The sequence below is a fragment of the Caballeronia telluris genome (assembly GCF_001544495.1).
GTDB lineage: Bacteria > Pseudomonadota > Gammaproteobacteria > Burkholderiales > Burkholderiaceae > Caballeronia > Caballeronia telluris.
Window position 1 is genome coordinate 165,927 of the sequence record NZ_FCNZ02000007.1, and the last position, 19,196, is coordinate 185,122.

The 19,196-nt window shown below is 65.5% G+C and carries 16 protein-coding genes; 1 reads left to right on the forward strand and 15 read right to left on the reverse strand.

Annotated elements, in window-relative coordinates:
* Positions 1 to 4 precede the first annotated feature (4 nt).
* The 8 genes from AWB66_RS11415 to AWB66_RS11450 all read right to left on the reverse strand — a co-directional run bounded on the left by AWB66_RS11415 (position 5) and on the right by AWB66_RS11450 (position 10,768).
* Positions 5 to 2,410: an ATP-binding protein gene (locus AWB66_RS11415; RefSeq protein ID WP_087630410.1), complete on the reverse strand. Its 2,406-nt coding sequence runs from the start codon at positions 2,408 to 2,410 to the stop codon at positions 5 to 7.
* Complete coding sequence (locus AWB66_RS11420) at positions 2,407 to 3,015, reverse strand: biliverdin-producing heme oxygenase (RefSeq protein WP_087630411.1); 609 nt, start codon at positions 3,013 to 3,015, stop codon at positions 2,407 to 2,409. Before AWB66_RS11420 ends, AWB66_RS11415 begins: the two co-directional genes overlap by 4 nt.
* Positions 3,016 to 3,289: 274 nt before the next feature.
* Entirely contained in the window at positions 3,290 to 3,592 is a 303-nt protein-coding gene (locus tag AWB66_RS11425) for a hypothetical protein (RefSeq protein ID WP_087630412.1), read from the reverse strand.
* 30 nt (positions 3,593 to 3,622) lie between these two features.
* Positions 3,623 to 6,370: a DNA ligase D gene (ligD, locus tag AWB66_RS11430; RefSeq protein ID WP_087630492.1), complete on the reverse strand. Its 2,748-nt coding sequence runs from the start codon at positions 6,368 to 6,370 to the stop codon at positions 3,623 to 3,625.
* Between the two features lie 67 nt (positions 6,371 to 6,437).
* Positions 6,438 to 7,346 carry a non-homologous end joining protein Ku gene (gene ku, locus AWB66_RS11435; RefSeq protein WP_087630413.1) on the reverse strand — a complete coding sequence of 303 codons (909 nt, stop codon included), beginning with the start codon at positions 7,344 to 7,346 and terminating at the stop codon, positions 6,438 to 6,440.
* 401 nt (positions 7,347 to 7,747) lie between these two features.
* Positions 7,748 to 8,317 carry a DUF6013 family protein gene (locus tag AWB66_RS11440; protein ID WP_087630414.1) on the reverse strand — a complete coding sequence of 190 codons (570 nt, stop codon included), beginning with the start codon at positions 8,315 to 8,317 and terminating at the stop codon, positions 7,748 to 7,750.
* A gap of 160 nt (positions 8,318 to 8,477) precedes the next feature.
* On the reverse strand, positions 8,478 to 9,494 hold the full coding sequence (locus AWB66_RS11445) for a zinc-binding alcohol dehydrogenase family protein (RefSeq protein WP_087630415.1): 1,017 nt from the start codon (positions 9,492 to 9,494) through the stop codon (positions 8,478 to 8,480).
* Positions 9,495 to 9,550: 56 nt separating this feature from the next.
* The gene (locus AWB66_RS11450; RefSeq protein ID WP_087630416.1) at positions 9,551 to 10,768 is read right to left on the reverse strand and encodes a cytochrome P450; all 1,218 of its coding nucleotides are present in this window, start codon (positions 10,766 to 10,768) and stop codon (positions 9,551 to 9,553) included.
* Positions 10,769 to 10,924: 156 nt separating this feature from the next.
* Between AWB66_RS11450 and serB the strand changes: the two genes are divergently transcribed.
* On the forward strand, positions 10,925 to 11,764 hold the full coding sequence (serB, locus tag AWB66_RS11455) for a phosphoserine phosphatase SerB (protein WP_087630417.1): 840 nt from the start codon (positions 10,925 to 10,927) through the stop codon (positions 11,762 to 11,764).
* Between the two features lie 75 nt (positions 11,765 to 11,839).
* Here the strand turns inward: serB and AWB66_RS11460 are convergent, their stop codons facing one another.
* The 7 genes from AWB66_RS11460 to AWB66_RS11490 form a co-directional block, all read right to left on the reverse strand.
* On the reverse strand, positions 11,840 to 13,039 hold the full coding sequence (locus tag AWB66_RS11460) for a cystathionine beta-lyase (RefSeq protein WP_087630493.1): 1,200 nt from the start codon (positions 13,037 to 13,039) through the stop codon (positions 11,840 to 11,842).
* 93 nt (positions 13,040 to 13,132) lie between these two features.
* A complete protein-coding gene (locus tag AWB66_RS11465; RefSeq protein ID WP_235021088.1) occupies positions 13,133 to 13,768 on the reverse strand; it encodes a hypothetical protein in 636 nt (211 codons plus the stop codon).
* 40 nt (positions 13,769 to 13,808) lie between these two features.
* Entirely contained in the window at positions 13,809 to 14,993 is a 1,185-nt protein-coding gene (gene bktB, locus AWB66_RS11470; RefSeq protein WP_087630418.1) for a beta-ketothiolase BktB, read from the reverse strand.
* Positions 14,994 to 15,032: 39 nt separating this feature from the next.
* Positions 15,033 to 15,959, reverse strand: a complete 927-nt coding sequence (locus AWB66_RS11475) for a sugar kinase (protein WP_200818970.1) — start codon at positions 15,957 to 15,959, stop codon at positions 15,033 to 15,035.
* Positions 15,960 to 15,961: 2 nt separating this feature from the next.
* Positions 15,962 to 17,338 carry a 30S ribosomal protein S12 methylthiotransferase RimO gene (gene rimO / locus AWB66_RS11480; protein WP_087630420.1) on the reverse strand — a complete coding sequence of 459 codons (1,377 nt, stop codon included), beginning with the start codon at positions 17,336 to 17,338 and terminating at the stop codon, positions 15,962 to 15,964.
* Between the two features lie 336 nt (positions 17,339 to 17,674).
* Positions 17,675 to 18,247: a polyhydroxyalkanoate synthesis repressor PhaR gene (gene phaR, locus AWB66_RS11485; protein WP_062638806.1), complete on the reverse strand. Its 573-nt coding sequence runs from the start codon at positions 18,245 to 18,247 to the stop codon at positions 17,675 to 17,677.
* 136 nt (positions 18,248 to 18,383) lie between these two features.
* Positions 18,384 to 19,124 carry a 3-ketoacyl-ACP reductase gene (locus AWB66_RS11490; RefSeq protein WP_087630421.1) on the reverse strand — a complete coding sequence of 247 codons (741 nt, stop codon included), beginning with the start codon at positions 19,122 to 19,124 and terminating at the stop codon, positions 18,384 to 18,386.
* Positions 19,125 to 19,196: the final 72 nt, after the last annotated feature.

Genomic DNA, 19,196 nt, shown 5'->3' on the forward strand with positions numbered 1-19,196 from the left:
AGTTTTACGATTGTGCAGATGCTGCCGGTGCGGCGGGCGGCGTGCGGCGCGCGCCCGGCTCCGTCCTGAATACGAGTGGCAACGAAAAATAGAACGCCGCGCCGCCGCCGACGCTACCGTCGGCCCAGGTGCGGCCGTCGTGACGCTCGATGATGCGCCGCACGTTCGCGAGGCCGATGCCGGTGCCGTCGAACTCTTCCGCGCGATGCAGGCGCTGGAACACGCCGAAGAGCTTGCCGACATACTTCATGTCGAAACCGACGCCGTTATCGCGCACGCAGACGATGTGTTCGGTCGCCGTGGTGTCCGCGAATATCTCGATTTTCGCCGATTCGCGCGTGCGCGTATATTTCACCGCGTTCGACACCAGGTTGCGCATCGCGAGTTGCAGGAAGGTGGCGTCGGCGGTGACGCTCGGCAGCTCGCCGATCACCCATTCCACGTCGCGCCCGGCCGTGTCCGGCGCGAACTCGCCGACCACCGAGCTCACCAGCTGGTTCAGGTCGACCGAGGCGGGTCTGAGCGCCGCGCGGCCCATCTGCGAGAACGTCAGCAGGTCGTCGACGAGCGTGCCGGCAAAACGCGCCGATTGCAGCATGTTGTTAAGAAAGCGCAGGCTGCGCTCCGACATCCGCTCGCCTTCCTGTTCGCGCAGCAGGTCGCCATATCCGGCGATGTGCCGAAGCGGCGCGCGCAAGTCGTGCGACACCGAATACGAGAACGCTTCGAGTTCCTTGTTCGCGCGCGTGAGTTCGGTCGCGAGCTGCGCCATTTCCTCGGCGCGCCGCAGCACGATATTGAGCATCGCCGCCCGAAACTCGCTCGCGATCTCGATCTCGACCGGGCGCCATTTCATCGAGTGATTGTGAATGGTTTCCAGCCACGGGGTAAAGTCGGTGCGCGGCGCGTTGCTGCCGTCCGCGGCGCGCAGCTTGACCGGCTCGCCCGCCCACTCGATCGTGCGCGTCACTTCTGGCCGGAACCACAGCAGGTAGTTGCGGAAGATCTGCGAGACCGGCACGGCGAGCACGCCGCATGCGGTATCCGTATGCTGCACGGCGCGCGGCCAGACGAGCGGCAGCGCGTCGGTGGCGTAGACGCCCGACGTGTTCGCGGCAAGCCACTGAGTGAGCGCGAGCACGGCATCCGCATCGGGCGTCGCACCGATCAGCGTCACCGCGTCGTCGACGACGATCGCCGCCCCGCCCGACGACGCGAAGCACATCATGTCCTCGGGCACCGAGCGCAGACCTTCGACGAAACTGTCGTGCTCGCCCATCGTGCCGATGAGGCGCGCCATCGTGCGGCGCAGGCTCAGCAGATAGCTGCTCTCCGCGCGCTCCTCCTTCGCCTCGATCTGCAGCGAGAGGATGTGCCCGAGATGCTCGACCGCCATGCGCACTTCGAACGGCACGAGCCGCGGATCGCGGTCGTGGCACGAGATGAGACCCCACAACTGCCCTCGCACGACGATCGACACCGACATCGACGCATGCGTGCCCATGTTGCGCATGTACTCCAGATGCACGGGCGAAAAGCTGCGCAGCGTCGCGTAGGTGAGATCGGTCGGTCGGCCGGTGACGGGATTGACCGGTGGAACGAGCCGCGCGGGCGCGTTGTCGACGTTCGCGACGAGGCGGATACGGTTGCGCAGATAAAGCGCGCGCGCCTGGCGCGGAATGTCGGAGGCCGGAAAGAACTGGTTGAGGAACGAGGCATAGCTTTCGTCGCGGTCTTCGGCGAGCACGTGGCTCCTGCCTTCCTCGTCGAAGCGATACAGCATCACGCGCCCGAAGCCCGTGATCGCGCGCACTTCATGCACCGCGAGACGCGCGAGTTCCGCGACCGTCGCGACGTCCTGCAGGCTGCGCGTGAAGGTGCGCACGAGCGGATACATCGACGCGAACACGTCGTCGCCAGCATGACGCGCGACTTCCAGCTCGACGATCAGGTTGCCGTCGTGCCGGTGCATCGTGACGTCGAATTCGGCGCCTTCGCTGTCGCGTATGGCAGGCTGCGCCGAGCGCGGCGCATGCAGCGGATTCTCGACGATGCCGAGATAAAGCGGCGCTTGATCGAGTTGCGCCGTCGTGGCGGCGTGCGCGAGCCGCTCGGCGGTCACGCGTCCGAGCAATGCTTCGACCGGCTCGCCGAGCCAGGTTTCAACCGGCTTGCCCGTGAGCGTCGCGAGGTTGTCGCTTGCCTGCAGGATGCGCAGATCGTCGGACACCGCAAGCAGGTAGCCGTGCGGCTGGATGCCGCCTGGAATGTGGATCGGCTCGGCATCGCAATCGCCGTTCGCGACGCCCGATTCGAGCGTGCGGCGTCGTGCGTCGGCATCGGGCGGCGGCGAGAAGCGCCGGGCTTCCGCGTTCGGCTCGTTAGATGGCGCACCCGGGTCCGTGCTCATGCGCCGGCTCCCGCTTCGACACGCGTTCTCGCGAGCCATCCATGCAGCCCGTCGAACGTCGCGATGGCCGCCTTGATGGCGTCGTCGTGCTGCTCGGGTGCAACGCTCGCGGCGGCCGTCTCGCGAAACGCATTCCACATGCTGCCCGTGCGCGCGCCATAGCCGTCGAAGTACGCGTTGCCTTCGCCGTTCGCGAGACCGAAGAGGCGTGCCACATGCGGCGCGATGAAGCGGCCGCCGAGGGTCGAGCCTTCCATCACGTACATCGAACCGAATACGCGGCCGAGGCCCTCTAGCGCCGGCAGATCGACATCGGGATCGGCGAGCGGCACGGCGTCGGCGCGGCGTTGATCGCCCGTCAGCACGCAGAGGTCGGCGGCAAGCAACGCGGCCCTGCGGCGCGCACCGAAGAATTCGCGCAGATGCGCGGGCATCCGTTGGCCTGCCGCGTTTTCCCACACGGCGACATAGCCGTAGAACCGTTCGAGCAGCGCGACATAGTCATCGCGCGGCCAGTCGTCGCGCATGAGGTCGAGTGCGTTCTCCAGCCGCGTGTGAGACGCGGCGGTTTCTTGCTTGAGACGGGCCAGGAGATCGTATTGCATGTTCCATTCGGTTTCGGCGTCCGCACGCGAAGCGGGACACCGGGTTGTTGCGTGACGCGCGGGCGAGGTCGTTCGATGCATCGATGGAGTCACATAGCAGTGCGACCGCATCGCGATTGAGAAATTCTCCGTCGGTATCGCTTACCGGGCGAGCGCGCTTCTTATGCTGCCCGATCGGTATAAATGCCAGCCTGTGCTGCGCCTTATAGATGAAGCGCGCGTGGCCGCGTGTTGCGAATCATTCTACGCAACGATGCCAGCCTTTGCCACGCGCTCAGGCCCCCTTCGCGCCCTTGTCCGGGCTGTTCACGTTTGCGTGCTCGCCGCGCTGAGTCTGCTTCTGGTACTCGCCGCCGCCGCGCCGGTCGGTGTCGACGAGCCCTCGCTCGACATCGCGATGCGCCTGCTCGCCGACTTCGCGCGTGCCTTCTTCATGCTGCGATTCCACGCTCTGATCGGCTTCGTGCGGCAGCGGCGCGTCGCTCGCGTCATCGCGCTTCTGCTGAGCCGCATCGCGGCCTTCCAGTTCGCGGCCATGATCGGTCACGCCTTCGGGTTCATTCGTCGATTGCTTCATTCGAGCCTCCTGTCCGTTCGGGTTGACGTCTCACTTGCCTTCTATGCCGAGACGCTTTTTCATCGCGACGGTCAGGCGCTGGCGCTTCTTGCCGTAGCCCGCCCAAGGATCGGCGCGAAGCGAATCGAGCCGCTCACGCACGTTGCCGATGTTCCACTGGTCGCCGCTTTTTACCTCGTCGAGTTCGTTCCAGTCGATGGTCACCGATGCGCCCATGCCCGGCCGCGCGCGCAGCGAGAACGCCGCGACCGTGCTGGAGCCGCGGTTGTTGCGCAGATAGTCGATGAAGATCTTGCCCTTCCTGTTCTGCATGCCCATCTTCGCGGAGAAGAGCTTCGGCAGCGTGCTCGCCATGTGCTGTGCGACCGCCTGCGAGAAGCCTTTGACCTCGTCCCAGCCCGCCTGCTTCGCGATCGGCACGACCACGTGCAGGCCCTTGCCGCCGCTCGTCTTGCAGAACGCCTCGAGCCCGAGTTCGCCGAGCAGTTCCTTCGTCAGCCGTGCGGCCTCGATCATGCGCTCCCAGCCGACGCCCTCGCCCGGATCGAGATCGAACACCATGCGGTCGGGCTTTTCGATCGACGATGCGAGCGCGTTCCACGTGTGCAGTTCGACCGTGCCCATCTGCGCGGTGCCGACGAGCGCCCCGGCCGATTCGATCGTCAACAGCGGCGGGTGTCCCGGGTCGATGCCCTCGTGCTGCGTGATGTGCGGGATCGCGAGCCGCGCGCTGTGCTTCTGGAAGAACAGTTCACCGGCGATATCCTCGGGCGCGCGCACGAGCGACACCGGGCGATCCTGCAGATGCGGCAGCATCGCGTCCGCGACCGACTCGTAGTAGTTCACGACGTCGATCTTGCGGATGCCCGCCGACTTGTCGATCACGCGTTCGGGGTGGCTGATCTTCACGCCCGCGACGGAACTCGCGTCCTTCGACGACGCTGTCTTCTTCGCGGCGGTTTTCTTGACCGCGGCCTTTCTCGCCGGCTTCGCCGTCTCTTCGGCTGCCTGCTCTTCGACCTGCCCGGCCGGCTTCGGCTCTTCCCTGACGATCTGCCGCGCCGGCTTGTCGCTGCGCAGGCTGACGAACGATGCTTGCCTCACGATGCGCTCCTTGGTCCATTCAGCGAAATTGCACTCCGCGACCAGCTCGGGTTTGACCCAATGCACGCGCGTGCGGCTCCTTTCCACGGGCTCGCGCGCAAAGGGCATCTTGCCGGTTTCGCGCTTGTCGAGTTCCTGCTTGATCTCGCGCAGCATCGACTGGTCGAAGCCACTGCCGACGCGCCCCGCATACTGCAGCTTGCCGCTCGCATCGTAGACGCCGAGCAGGAGCGCGCCGAAGTGCCCGCGGCTGCCCGACGGCTCGGAGTACCCGCCGATCACGAATTCCTGGCGGCGCCGGCACTTGAGCTTGATCCACGCGCTGCTGCGGCCCGACATATACGTGCTGTCGATGCGCTTGCCGATGATGCCTTCGAGCGCCATGTCGCATGCGCTTTTCAGCAGGTCGTCGGGCTTGAACGCGAAGTCGTCGGAGAAGCGCAGCACGGGATCGTCGACGGGTTCGATCAGCGCCTTGAGGATCGCGCGCCGCTGCACGAGCGGCACCTGGCGCAGGTCGTAGCCGTTCAGGAACGGCACGTCGAACCAGTAGACGACGATGTCCTGCGGACGGCCCGCATCGAATGCATTCTGCAGCGCCTGGAAGTCCGGCAGACCGCGATCGTCGAGCACGACGGCTTCGCCGTCGAGCCAGCCGCTGTCGATCTCCAGCTTATCGAGGGCCTTCACCTGCCGGCTGAATTTCGCGGTCCAGTCGTTGCCGTTGCGAGTCCAGATCTGCACGCCACCCGACGACGACGCCGACCAGTCGATGCGCGCGAGCACGCGATAGCCGTCGAACTTGATCTCGTAGGACCAGTCGTCGCCATCCGGCGCGGCATCGACGAGCGTGGCGAGTTGCGGCTTGAGCGTCGCGGGCAGCTTCGCTTTGGCCGCGCCTTCGACCGACGGCTCGTGCGCAAGCGTGCGCAGCGACTCGGCATTGCGATTCGCCACGATGTCGGGACGGTCGTCCTTCGCCGGCTTCTTCGACGCTTTCGCCGCGGTCTTTTTGACGGGCGCCTTGCGTTCGGTGCGCGCAATGATTTCGCCCTTCTTGTTGCGCGCGCCGAGCGAGTCGGTAAGCACGCTGCCGGGCTTCTTCAGGAGGATGTCGTAGTCGGCTTCGGCGCGCGCATCGTCGTCGCGTTCCTTGATGAGGAGCCACTGTTCCTTGTCGCCGTTGCCGCGCATGTGGCTGCGCACGAGCGTCCAGCCGCCATGCAGCTTTTCGCCGTCGAGCCTGAACTTGAGCTTGCCCTTCTCGTACGATTCGAGCGCTTCGCGGATCGTGCCCGACTGCGGCTCCCACGTGCCGCGATCCCATACGATCACGCTGCCGGCGCCGTAGTTGCCTTCGGGAATCTCGCCTTCGAAGGAGCCGTAGTCGAGCGGATGATCCTCGACGTGCACCGCAAGCCGCTTCACCGAGGGATCGAGGCTCGGTCCTTTCGGCACGGCCCACGACTTGAGCGTGCCGTCGAGTTCGAGACGGAAGTCGTAATGAAGGCGCCGCGCGTCGTGTTCCTGGATCACGAACGACAACGCTTTCGACTGCGCGGGTGCCTTCTTCGTGGCCGCCTTTTTTGCTGCCGCCTTGGCCGCGCGGCCCGACGGCTCGGGCGTGTCGTCGAAGCGGCGCTTGCGCTGGTAAGTGTCGAGTTTTCCGGGCATCGCAGTCGTGTGCTGTCGTTCTTCGGTGATCGTATGTCGTCGCGATGGCGGCGCACGCGCGCGACGTTCAGGCGCGCTTGCGACGCGTCGTCTTGCGGGCAGGACGCGCGGGCGCTTCTTCGCCGCTTTCGTCGTTGCCTTCGTCTTCGCCTTCATCGGCGGCGCCGCGCTTCGCAGGCTTGCCCTTCTTCAGGCTGCGCTTGAGGAGTTCGGACAGGTCCAGAATCTCCGCCGACGATGGGCGCTCGCCCGACTCGTGCACTTCCGCGATTTCGGCCGTCTTGCCTTCGCGCACCTTCTTGTCGACGAGCGCCATGATGTCGTCGCGGAACGTGTCGTGATATTTCGCGGGGTCCCAGCTATCGCTCATGTCTTCAATCAGGCGCTTCGCCATCTCCAGTTCCTTCGGCGTGACGCCGGCCTTCTTGGTGTCCTCGTCGGGGAACTTGAACTGACTGAAGTCGCGCACTTCGTCGGCCCAGCGCAGCGTTTCGAGCGCAAGCGCGGGACCGACCGGAATCAGCGCCGCCAGATGCTGCTTGTTGTGCAGCACGACGCTTGCGATGCCGATCTTGCCGCTGTCCTTGAGCGCATCGCGCAAGAGCGCATACACCTTCTCGCCCTTGCCATCGGGCGCGAGGTAATACGGCGTGTCGAGCGAGAGGAACGAGATGTCGGGCGCGTCGATGAAGGCGAGGATATCGACCGTCTGCGTCGATTCGGGATTGGCCGAGCGGATCTCGGCGTCGCTCATCACGACGTACTTGCCCTTTTCGTACTCGAAGCCGCGCACGATGTTGTCGCGCGTGACTTCCTTGCCGGTGTTCTTGTTGATCTGCTTGTAGCCGATGGGGTCCATCGAACGCTTGTCGAGCAGATTGAAGCCGACTTTCTCCGACTGCGTCGCTGGATAGAGTTGCACGGGCACGTGGACCAGCCCGAAGCTGATCGCGCCTTTCCAGATCATGTGCGGCATCGCGATTCCTCGCTCGAACCTGACTCGGTGCGCGTTGGGGTTGAGAAGCTTGCGGCCTCGCGTCGCCCTGAATGGCGGCGCTCCTCGGTGCCCGCAGGAAACATGCCAGACGCCGGGCCGCGTGGGCTTCGCGCCGAGCGCGGCCGGACAGGGTCGGCGTTAGTCATCATCGTGCGATGACGAGCGCGCCGTTATGCGAAGCCGGCCTGTAAGGATTGCCGCGACGAGGCATTTATTCACCGGATCGTACGTCGGCGCGGGATGTGAAGGCGCAGTCCTGAAGGCGGGTTTTGAAAATGTGCGGAAGCCGCCCGGCGCGCCGGGTCGCGTGGTCAGGATGGCTCGACCGTTAGTTGCGTATTTGCCGAGAGACGATGCCGTCCGCATCGTCGATCGAACCGCTATTTGCGTGCTGCGCTCACCGTGAGCTGAGTGCCATCGGTCAACGTGACGGTCTTCGAGCCGCCGGTCGTCGGCATCGAGAATCGCACGATCTGGCTCAGGCGCTGCTCGACCGGACATTGCAGCGCCTTGCCGCTCACCATCACCTTGTTCGTGCCGCTCGGCGCGCGCGCCTGGAAGCTCAGCTGAACGTTGGCCGAACCGTTGTCGCCGACCACCGATGCAAAGCGGATCTGCACCTGCCTGACCGCCGCGCCTTCGGCATTGCGCGCGAGGCCCGAGGCGCCGGGACAGTCGTCGGGGACCGCCTTCGCTCCGCCGGGCGCCGCGCTCTGCCAGGTGAAATCGTCAGTCTGGCCCGAGCGAATGGTGCGCGTCTCCTGCTGGTTGCCGTAGGTTTTCGACGCCATCTTGACCGTGTACTTGATCGGTCCGTCATTGGACGCACCGTCCTGGACCTTGATGCCAGGGGTCGCGTTGGCGGCCGGCGCGCACACGCCGAGCGCCGCACCGAGTGCGAGCGCCGCGATGCCGGTTCGAAAGCGACAGACGTTCAGACGACGGTTCATGCCGGCACCTCCGGGTGGGACGTCGACGCGAAACGAGCCAGGCGCGGTACGCGCCTCGCCGGATGTCACGCGAGCCGATCCAGTCTAGCGCGGCGCACGTCCGGCGGGCTTAGGGAAAACCCGCGCGCGCCGCTGGCGTCGTCACGTCGCTTCGCGCTGTTCAGAAGCCCGTCAAAACCAGCTTGCCGATCGCGCGCCCTTCTTCCAGCAGCCGGTGCGCCTCGCGCAGGTTCGCCGCGTCGATCCGTCCGAGGTCGCGGCCGAGCGTCGTCGTGAGCGTGCCTGCGTCGATCAGTCGCGCCACCTCCGAGAGCAGCTTGTGCTGCTCGATCATGTCCGGCGTGCCGAACATCGAACGCGTGAACATGAACTCCCAATGAAACGCGGCGCTTTTCGCCTTCAGAAGACCGATGTCGAGCGGCCCGCTGTTCTCGACGATCGAGCAGATTCCGCCCTGCGGCTTGATGACTTGCGCCGCGGCCGGGAAATGCTTGTCGGTGTCGTTGAAGATCAGCACGTAGTCGACCTCGGCGAAGCCTGCCCCCTGGAGTTGCTTCGGGATGTCGTCGAAATGGTTGACGATGTGATCCGCGCCCAGCTCCGTCGCCCATTTCGCCGACTCGGGCCGCGATGCGGTCGCGATCACCGTCAGCTTCGCGACCTTCTTCGCGAGCTGGATGCCGATCGACCCGACGCCGCCCGCGCCGCCGACGATCAGCACCGACTTGCCCTCGTCCGCGCCTTCGGGCGACACCTTGAGGCGCTCGAAGAGCGCTTCCCACGCGGTGATGGTCGTGAGCGGGAGCGCCGCCGCGTGCGTGAAATCGAGCGACTTCGGCTTCGCACCGACGATCCGCTCGTCGACCAGATGAAACTCGCTGTTCGCGCCCTGCCGCGTGATGCTGCCCGCGTAGTACACGGCGTCGCCGGGCTTGAAGAGCGACACCTCCGGGCCGACCGCCTCAACGACGCCCGCCGCGTCCCAGCCGAGCACGCGCGGCGTCTCTTCGACCTTGTCCTTCGGCGCGCGAACCTTGGTGTCGACCGGGTTGACCGCGATCGCTTCGATTCTGACGAGCAGATCGCGGCCGGTCGGCACGGGTTTGTCGAGTTCGATGTCGATCAGCGCTTCCGGATTCGAGATCGGAAGGTAATGGGTCAGGCCGATGGCTTTCATGGTGCTCCTTCAATGAACATGCGATGGTTTTGCAAAGCGAGGACCCGATGCTAAGCCTATTCCAGCGCGACCGCCGCGCTGACGAACCCGCGAAAGCGCGCCCGAGGCGCGCGCTCGGGCTCGCCGTTCATGCGATAGCGCGGAAACCGCGTGACGAACCGGCCGATCGCGATGCGCGCCTCCAGCCGCGCGAGCGACAAGCCCGCGCACTGGTGAATGCCGAAGCCGAATGCGAGATGCCGATTGGGTTCGCGCGCGATGTCGAAGCGCCCGGGCGCCGCGAACTGTTCCGGGTCGCGATTGGCCGCGCCGACGCACAGCGTCACGGGTGTGCCGCGCGGCACCGGAACATCGCCGATCGTTGCATCCGCGACGGCGATCCGGTTGCCCAGCTGGTTCGAACTCTCGAAACGCAGACATTCCTCGATCGCGCTTTCGATCAGCGTCGGTTCCTGTAGCAGCCGCTCGCGCTCGCCCGGCCACGCGGCGAAAAGGACGAGGCCGTTGCCGATCAGGTTAGTCGTCGTCTCGTGTCCGGCGTTCAGAATGAAGATGCAGTTGTGCAGCAGTTCCGCTTCGTCGAGCCGCTCGCCGTCCGCTTCGCCTTGAATGAGGCGCGTCAGCACGTCGTGCTGCGGATCGCCGGGACACGCGCGCCGACGCGCCACCAGCACATGCAGATAGTCGATGAACTCGCTCACCGCGCGATTGCCCCGCGCCTCCTGCTCCGCCGTGAGCGCGGGCTCCAGCGCGCCGAGAATCGCGAGCGACCATTCGCGCAGCGGTCTGCGCTCGTCGTGCGGCACGTCGAGCAAATTGCCGATCACCTCGACCGGAATCGCCGAGGCGAAATCGTCGATCAGATCGAACTGACCGCGCGTCTCGCCGCGATCGAGCAGGCCGTCGACGAGCCGCACGAGCCCCGGTTCCATCGCGGCGATCGCCCGCGCCGTCAGCGCGCCCGCGATCAGCCGGCGCACGCGCGTGTGGCGCGGCGCGTCGTTAAAGACGAGGCTCGTCGTGTGATGCGCGTAGAGCGGCGTCGAGACGCCGTACTTCGGGCCGAACTCGACGGTCTTGTCGGAGCTGAACGACTTCGCGTCGCGATACACCGACTGAACGTCGCGATAGCGCGTGAGGAACAGCGACCCGTCGGGCATGCGCCGCACGGGCTCGTGCGTGCGCAGCGCGTCGTAGACGGGGTACGGGTTCGCATAGAACGACGCGTCGAGACGGCGCAGGTCGAAATCGCGTGCGAGGTCCGCGGGGTTCATCGCATCTCCTTGATCGACCGGAGTCAGCGCGCTGACGCTTGCTCGGGTCGCTTGGTTGAACTTTTTGCCTTTGGCGCATCATAGCCGCGCCCCGCACGGAAGCGCCATCGGTCGGCACCATTACAATGGATGCTTTCGCCTTCCCGCTTCTCGCCCATGAACCTCGTCGTCCAAAGCCCTTCCCCGATCGCCGATTCGCACCTCCGGCCGCTCGGCGCCCTCGCCCGCTCGTCGGCAACCGCGCGCGCCGACGACACGCTCGTGCGCTTCATCGGCGCCGATCCGCTGCAACGTCCCGACGTCGACGCCTATTGCGGCGCGCATCGGCTCGACTACGCGTTCGTCGCACCGCACGCGCGCCTCGCGGACTACGGCCTCGTCGCGATGGACATGGACTCGACGCTGATCACGATTGAATGCATCGACGAGATCGCCGACTTTTGCGGACTGAAGGCGGAAGTCGCGGCGATCACGGAAGCGTCGATGCGCGGCGAGATCAAGGATTTCAACGAGAGCCTGACGCGCCGCGTCGCGCTGTTGAAGGGGCTCGACGCGAGCGCGCTGGAACGGGTCTACGAAGAGCGTCTGCAGCTGTCGCCGGGCGCGGAACGGATGCTGGCGGGCGCGCGCGCCGCCGGACTGAAGACGCTGCTCGTCTCGGGCGGCTTCACGTTTTTCACGGAGAAGCTGAAGGCGCGGCTCGGCCTCGATTTCACGCGCGCGAACACGCTCGAAATCGTCGACGGCAAGCTGACGGGCAACGTGACCGGCGAAATCGTCAACGCGGACGTGAAGGCGCGCACGCTCTCTGAAACCTGCGCGCAGATCGGCATCGATCCGGCGCGCACCATCGCGATGGGCGACGGCTCCAACGATCTCAAGATGATGGCGCAAGCGGGACTGTCGGTGGCATTTCGCGCGAAGCCGGTGGTGCGCGAAGCGGCGAACGTCGCATTCAACTTCGTGGGGCTGGACGGGTTGCTGCGGTTGTTCTGAGCGAACGTCGAGGGTCAAAAAGGCCGCTTTGCGACGCAAAGCGGCCTTTTGCCATTGGCCCGGCGTGAACGTGCGTTACGCGAATGCCTTCGTCAACGCCTGTTCGATGTCGCGGCGCAAGTCGGCTTCGTCCTCCAGCCCGACGAAAAAGCGCACCAGCACGCCTTCGTGCGGCCACTTCGCGGCGGTGCGCATCGCGCCGACGTTGTACGGCATCGCCAGGCTGTGCGAGCCGCCCCAGCTCCAGCCGATATCGAACAATTCGAGCGCCTCGACGAACGCATCGACCTGCGCGGCGCTATAGCGCTTGTCGAACACGAACGAGAAGAGGCCGCCCGCCCCGCCCTTGAAATCGCGCGCGAAGATGTCGTGTCCGGGGCAATCCGCGAGGGCCGGATGCAGCACCGCCGACACTTCCGGACGCGTCTTCAGCCACGTGGCGAGCGCAAACGCGGTGCGGTCGTGGGCCGCGTAGCGGAGCGTCATCGAAGGGAGGCTCCTCAGCACGAGCGAACAGTCGTCCGACGAGACACCGATGCCGAGCCGCATGCGCGCGCGCTTCAACTTCATGTGATGCTCGCGGTCGACGGCGATCGTCGCGCCCATCAGGATGTCGCTGCCGCCCGACTGGTATTTCGAGAGCGCCTGCACCGATATATCGACGCCGTGTTCGAACGGCTTGAACGCGAGCCCCGCCGAATACGTGTTGTCGAGCGCCGTGACGACGCCGCGCGAGCGCGCGACCGCCGCGATGGCCGGCACGTCCTGCACTTCCATCGTCACGGAGCCCGGCGCCTCGACCCAGATCAGCTTCGTGTTCGGCCGGATGAGGTCGGCGATACCCGCGCCGATCATCGGATCGTAGTAGGTCACGTCCACGCCGTAATCCGCCGCGAGCCAGTCGGCGTGCTCGCGGTTCGGCGAGTAGGCGTTGTCGGGCACGAGCACGTGATCGCCCGACTTCACGAAGCCGAAGTACACGTTCGAGATCGCCGACAGCCCCGACGGATGCAGCAGCGCGTATTCACCGCCTTCGATCGCCGCGAGCCGCTGCGCGAGCGTGATCGACGTGGGCGTGCCGTGCAGCCCGTAGCGCCATTGCGAATCGTCGCTCCAGACGAGCTTGCGCATCGCGGCGAGATTCGGGAACACGATCGTCGACGCGCGCGTGACGGGCACGGGAAACGCTTCGAAGCCGGGCGTCAGGCGGTCTTCCGGATGGACGATGCGGGTCTGCTCCGAGCGTCCTTTGTCCTTGGGGCTGGAATCGGTCATGGCGTGCTTGCTTGATGTGTTTGTTCGGAAAAGAAACGCCATCGAAGTGGTTCGATGGCGTGCGGGTTTCGGTCGGCGCGGCGCGGAGGCGCGCTACTCGCCGATGATCACGTTGCTCGTCCCGCCGACGGCATTGCGCGGCGCAGTCGGTGCAGCGGGCGCGGCGGGCGGCGCCGGTTCCAGCGAAGGCGCGGCGGGCCGGGCATCGCGATTCGCCGGGACGGTCACTCCCGCCACCGCGGGACGCAATTCGAAGGGCTGCGAGTTGGAATCGTCGGCGTTCATGCGCTCGCCGGACACGCTGCCGTCCGATGCGAACTTGCCGACCCAGTTGCCGGTGATGTGCGTGCCGTCGTTCGATTCCTCGATTTCGAGCGTGTCGCCGTCGCGATCGCCCGCGACCAGAATCACCGACGGACTGCCCGCGAAGCGGTACTCGCCGTGAACGCCCGACGCCTCGTCGGTCTTCGCGCCGAGCCGCATCTCGATCTCTTTGCCGCCGACCGTGCCGACATAGCGCGGAAAGCGCGCGTATTCGGGATTCGGCGCGAGCGGCTTTGCGGGCGGCAGCGCGAGCGTCGCGATGGCGTTGTTGGCACCGATCACGTCGTCGCTTTTTTCGGCGGCCGTGGCCGCGGCCGGCCGATCCGGCGGCATCGGCGAATTGCACGCGGCGAGCAGCACCGTCATTGTCAGCAAGCCGATTACCGCCGTATTCCTTTGCATCATCCTCTGGTTCCTTCGAATGTCGATCGCGTCGCGGCCTGGATCAAACGCGCTCGAAAATCGCCGCGATGCCCTGCCCGCCGCCGATGCACATCGTCACGAGCGCATAGCGTCCGCCGATGCGCTGCAGTTCATAGAGCGCCTTCACGGTGATGAGCGCGCCCGTCGCGCCGATCGGATGGCCGAGCGAGATGCCCGAGCCGTTCGGATTGACCTTCGACGGATCGAGCTTCAGTTCGTTCGTGACGGCGCACGCCTGCGCGGCAAAGGCCTCGTTCGCTTCGATCACGTCGAGGTCGGCGACCGTGAGGCCCGCGCGTTCCAGCGCCTTTTGCGACGCGGGCACCGGGCCGATGCCCATGTACTTCGGATCGACGCCCGCGTGCGCGTACGCGACGAGGCGCGCGAGCGGCGCAAGACCTCGCTTCTCCGCGACGCTACGCTCCATCAGCACGACGGCCGCCGCCGCATCGTTGATGCCGGACGCGTTGCCCGCCGTCACCGTGCCGTTTTCCTTCGCGAAGACGGGCTTGAGCTTCGAGAAGTCGTCGGTGGTCGCGTTCATGCGCACATGTTCGTCCTGATCGAAGACGGTATCGCCCTTCTTCGATGCCAGCGTGATCGGCAGGATCTGATCCTTGAAGTAACCGGCTTCGATCGCCTTCGCCGCGCGCCGGTGGGATTCGAGCGCGAGCGAGTCCTGGTCCGCGCGCGTGATGCCGTACTTGCCCGCCACGTTCTCGGCCGTCACGCCCATGTGGATCTTGTCGAACGGATCGTTCAGCGCGCCGAGCATCATGTCGACCATGCGGGCGTCGCCCATGCGCTGGCCGAAGCGCGCCGCCGGCATGATGTAGGGCGCGCGGCTCATGCTTTCGGCACCGCCGCCGATCGCGATGTCGGCGTCGCCGAGCAGGATCGACTGCGATGCGGAGATGATCGCCTGCAAACCCGAGCCGCACAGACGGTTCACCGTCAGCGCGGGCGCGTGTTGCGCGACGCCGCCGTTCAACGCCGCGACCCGCGCGAGATACATGTCCTTCGGCTCGGTATGCACGACGTTGCCGAACACCACGTGACCGACATCCTCGCCCGACACGTTCGCGCGCGACAGCGCCTCGCGCACGACGCGCGCGCCGAGCTCGGTCGGGCTGAAGTCCTTCAGCGCGCCGCCGAAATCGCCGATTGCCGTGCGTACTCCGCTCACCACTACGACTTCACGTTGCATGTTCGTCTCCATTTTGGATAGTTGTGTCTGCTAACGATCTTAGCATTGCGCGAGCGCTTGCTCGACCGTCGCCTGGTTGGGAATGGGCGCGACCGCGCCGAAGCCTTGCGTCGACAGCGCCGCTGCGACGTTCGCGTAACGCGCGGCCGCGAAGGCATCGTCGCCCGCCACGATGCGCGCGATGAACGCGCCGCCGAAGCAGTCGCCCGCGCCGGTTGCATCGACGGCCTGCACAACGCGGCCCGGCACCACGCGCCGCTCATCCGGCGTGGCGATATACGAGCCTTCCTTGCCGAGCTTCAGCGCAACGACCTTCGGCCCGAGCGACAGCAGGAAATCGACGATGGCATCCTTGTCCGTCAGGCCGGTGAGATCGGTGACGTCGTCCCAGCTCGGCAGGCAGATGTCGGTTGCGCGGATCGCTTCGAGCATCACCGCGCGCGCCCGCGCGAGCGGCCAGAGCTTCAAGCGCAGGTTGGTATCGAAACTCACTTTCACGCCGTGATTGCGCGCGTGCTCGATGGCGGCGAACGCGGCATCGCACGCCGAGACGCCGATCGCGAGACTGATGCCCGACAGATGCACGACCTTCGCGGCCGCGATCGTATCGAGCGGAAGATCGGAAGGCGCATAGCGGCTCGCGGCCGACCCCGCGCGCAGATAATCGAAGCGATGCCCGCTCGCGCCGTGCGACACGAAGTAGACGCCGGTCGGCGCGTTCGCGTCGACGCGCACCGTCGAGGTATCGACGCGTTCCGCGCGCCACAGCTCGAGCAGCAATTGCCCGAACTGATCGTTGCCGACCGCCGACACGAAGCCTGTCGAGGCACCCTGCCGCGACGCCGCGATCAGGAAGTTCGACACGTCGCCGCCGAAGCCTTGCAGGTAAGTCGGTTCGCCCGCCTTCGACTGGTTGAATTCGATCATGGCCTCGCCGAGCGCGAGGACTTGCGGCGTCTGCGTCATGGTCACACCTCGCCCCAGAGATCGTGGCCGTCGGCGCCGGTGATCTTCACCGAGACGAAGTCGCCGGCCTTGTAGCGCTTCGACGCCTTCGTCGCGGGTGCGATATAGACGACGCCGTCGATCTCGGGCGCGTCCGCCGCCGTGCGGCCGATGCCGCCGTCGCTATTCACTTCGTCGACGAGCACCTTGAGCGTCTTGCCGACCTTGCGCTTCATGCGCGCCGCCGACAGTTCCTCGGCCAGTTCCATGAAGCGCGCGCGGCGTTCCTCGCGGACTTCGTCGGGCAGCGCGCCGTCAAGTTCGTTCGCGCTCGCGCCCTCGACCGGCGAATACGCGAAGCAGCCCACGCGATCCAGATCGGCTGCGCGGATGAAGTCGAGCAGCGTCTGGAACTGCTCTTCGGTTTCGCCCGGAAAGCCCGCGATGAACGTGCTGCGGATCGTCAGGTCCGGACAGATTTTGCGCCACGCCTGCACGCGTTCGAGCACCTTCTCGGCGTTGGCCGGACGCTTCATGCGCTTGAGCACTTCCGGATGCGCGTGCTGGAACGGCACATCGAGATACGGCAGAACGTGGCCTTTCAGCGGACCTTCGGCCATCATCGGGATGACTTCGTCGACGCTCGGATACGGGTACACGTAGTGCAGACGCACCCACGCGCCGTATTGCGCGGCGAGTTCGCCTAACGCGCCGACGAGGTCCGTCATGCGCGTCTTGATCGGCTTGCCGTTCCAGAAGCCCGTGCGGTACTTGACGTCGACGCCGTATGCGCTCGTATCCTGCGAAATCACGAGCAGTTCCTTCACGCCCGACTTAAAGAGGTTCTCCGCTTCGAGCATCACGTCGGCGACCGGGCGCGAAACGAGATCGCCGCGCATCGACGGAATGATGCAGAACGTGCAGCGATGATTGCAGCCTTCGGAGATCTTCAGGTACGCGTAGTGGCGCGGCGTGAGCTTGATGCCGGCGGCGGGCACGAGATCGGTGAACGGATCGTGCGGCTTCGGCAAATGCGCGTGTACCGCGTTCATCACTTCGTTGGTCGCGTGCGGACCGGTGACGGCCAGCACCTTCGGATGCACTTCCTCGATGAGACCCGTGCCGCTCGCGCTCTTCTTCGCGCCGAGGCAGCCCGTCACGATCACCTTGCCGTTTTCGCTGAGCGCCTCGCCGATGGCGTCGAGGCTTTCCTGCACGGCTTCGTCGATGAAACCGCAGGTGTTGACGACGACGAGATCGGCGCCGTCATAGGTACCCGAGATCTCGTAGCCCTCGGCGCGCAGTTGCGTGATGATCTGCTCGGAATCGACGAGCGCTTTCGGGCAGCCGAGCGAAACGAAGCCGACTTTGGGGGCGGTCGGGGAGGAAATGTGCGACATAGATGGTCCGGCGGTGTGGGTACCTGGTTCGGCGTGGAACCGGCGGGCGCGAAGCCGATCGAGGTACGGAGCTAACGAGCGCGGTGGCGCGCGGTGCCGGAAAACGCCTGTCAGGACGCGCTGTCGGGCACTGCCGCAGGTTGCGCCGCCGGACGATGATCCGCCCCGGCGCACCGCGCTGCAAAGCCCGTATTGTACCGTGCTGGGCCGAACCGCCTGCGGCACCGGAACCCGGGCGTGACCGGCCGCGACCCCGGCCGCGACCCCGGCCGCCGGCGACGGGCGCGTCCCACCGCCGCGCGCGTGCGCACGGGTCACGCTACCCGCGAAATTCGCTTACTTCTTCTCCGTCGACGGCGGCGTCGGCGTGGGGAACGGGAACGTGTTGAACATCGACTTCGCCTGCGACTGCATCTGCTCCTGCATCTGCACGAACATGTTCTTCGACTGCTCGATGTAGCTCGTCATCATGCCCTGCATCATCGGCGCCTGCATGTTCATGAACTGCGACCACACCTCCGGATTGAGCGCGTTGCCGTCATAGAGGCCCTTGCTCTGGTCGGTGAGCTTCTGCTGGATGTCGATGAACGCCTGAATGTTCTTTTCCAGGTACGTGCCCATCATGCCCTGCATCGCGTGCCCATAGAAGCGAATGATCTGCGACAGCATCACCGAAGAGAACATCGGCAGCCCGCCGCTCTCCTCTTCCAGAATGATCTGCAGCAGGATGCTTCGGGTCAGGTCATCGTTGGACTTGGCGTCCATGACCTTGAAGTCTTCCTGATCCAGCACGAGCTGCTTCACGTCGGAAAGCGTGATGTAGGTGCTCGTTTCCGTATCATACAGCCGACGGTTTGGATACTTTTTGATGAGTCGTTCGGCGGGTTTCTTTGTAGTAGTAGTGGTCATTTAACGCCTTTAAACGCAAAACCTTACTGCGATGGCAGCAAACGTGTCTTGCGTGATTGCAAAGTGCGTTGCCGCCGTTCGTTTTCCGGCAAGTGGCGGCAGCGCCCGGTTCCAGGCCGCACGCTGCCGCCGCCCGTCAGCCCATGTGCAGACCGCCGTTCAGCGAGAAGTCCGCGCCAGTCGAGAAGCCCGACTCTTCCGATGCCAGCCACGACACGATCGAGCCGATTTCATCCGGCCGGCCAAGACGTCGCACCGGAATCGTCGCGACGATCTTCTCCAGCACTTCCGGACGGATCGCCTTCACCATGTCCGTGCCGATGTAGCCCGGCGACACCGTGTTGACCGTCACGCCCTTGGTCGCCACTTCCTGCGCCAGCGCCATCGTGAAGCCGTGAATGCCGGCCTTGGCCGTCGAGTAGTTCGTTTGACCGAACTGGCCCTTCTGGCCGTTCACCGACGAAATGTTGATGATCCGCCCGAAGCCGCGCTCGACCATGCCGTCGACCACTTGCTTCGTCACGTTGAAAAGGCTCGTCAGGTTGGTGTCGATGACGGCCGTCCAGTCCTCGTGCGTCATCTTGCGGAACACGACGTCGCGCGTGATGCCGGCGTTGTTCACGAGAATATCGATCTCGCCGACTTCGGCTTTCACCTTGTCGAACGCGTTCTTGGTCGATTCCCAGTCGCCGACGTTGCCTTCCGACGCGATGAAGTCGAAGCCGTTCGCCTTCTGCTCCTCGATCCATTTCACCCGGCGTGGCGAGTTCGGGCCGCAGCCCACGACGACCGTATAGCCGTCCTTATGCAGACGCTGGCTGATGCTCGTGCCAATGCCGCCCATGCCGCCCGTCACATACGCTATGCGCTTCGTCATTCCTCACTCCGTTTTGTTATGCGCGAAGCGGCCACTGTCTTTCGGCCGCTTCCCGCTTGCCCTGACTGTCTG

What these genes read in the sequence shown, in the direction of transcription:
- AWB66_RS11415 (WP_087630410.1), bottom strand. Translation starts at nt 2,410, where the DNA reads ATGAGCACGGACCCGGGTGCGCCATCTAACGAGCCGAACGCGGAAGCC.
- AWB66_RS11420 (WP_087630411.1), bottom strand. Translation starts at nt 3,015, where the DNA reads ATGCAATACGATCTCCTGGCCCGTCTCAAGCAAGAAACCGCCGCGTCT.
- AWB66_RS11425 (WP_087630412.1), bottom strand. Translation starts at nt 3,592, where the DNA reads ATGAAGCAATCGACGAATGAACCCGAAGGCGTGACCGATCATGGCCGC.
- ligD (WP_087630492.1), bottom strand. Translation starts at nt 6,370, where the DNA reads ATGCCCGGAAAACTCGACACTTACCAGCGCAAGCGCCGCTTCGACGAC.
- ku (WP_087630413.1), bottom strand. Translation starts at nt 7,346, where the DNA reads ATGCCGCACATGATCTGGAAAGGCGCGATCAGCTTCGGGCTGGTCCAC.
- AWB66_RS11440 (WP_087630414.1), bottom strand. Translation starts at nt 8,317, where the DNA reads ATGAACCGTCGTCTGAACGTCTGTCGCTTTCGAACCGGCATCGCGGCG.
- AWB66_RS11445 (WP_087630415.1), bottom strand. Translation starts at nt 9,494, where the DNA reads ATGAAAGCCATCGGCCTGACCCATTACCTTCCGATCTCGAATCCGGAA.
- AWB66_RS11450 (WP_087630416.1), bottom strand. Translation starts at nt 10,768, where the DNA reads ATGAACCCCGCGGACCTCGCACGCGATTTCGACCTGCGCCGTCTCGAC.
- serB (WP_087630417.1), top strand. Translation starts at nt 10,925, where the DNA reads ATGAACCTCGTCGTCCAAAGCCCTTCCCCGATCGCCGATTCGCACCTC.
- AWB66_RS11460 (WP_087630493.1), bottom strand. Translation starts at nt 13,039, where the DNA reads ATGACCGATTCCAGCCCCAAGGACAAAGGACGCTCGGAGCAGACCCGC.
- AWB66_RS11465 (WP_235021088.1), bottom strand. Translation starts at nt 13,768, where the DNA reads ATGATGCAAAGGAATACGGCGGTAATCGGCTTGCTGACAATGACGGTG.
- bktB (WP_087630418.1), bottom strand. Translation starts at nt 14,993, where the DNA reads ATGCAACGTGAAGTCGTAGTGGTGAGCGGAGTACGCACGGCAATCGGC.
- AWB66_RS11475 (WP_200818970.1), bottom strand. Translation starts at nt 15,959, where the DNA reads ATGACGCAGACGCCGCAAGTCCTCGCGCTCGGCGAGGCCATGATCGAA.
- rimO (WP_087630420.1), bottom strand. Translation starts at nt 17,338, where the DNA reads ATGTCGCACATTTCCTCCCCGACCGCCCCCAAAGTCGGCTTCGTTTCG.
- phaR (WP_062638806.1), bottom strand. Translation starts at nt 18,247, where the DNA reads ATGACCACTACTACTACAAAGAAACCCGCCGAACGACTCATCAAAAAG.
- AWB66_RS11490 (WP_087630421.1), bottom strand. Translation starts at nt 19,124, where the DNA reads ATGACGAAGCGCATAGCGTATGTGACGGGCGGCATGGGCGGCATTGGC.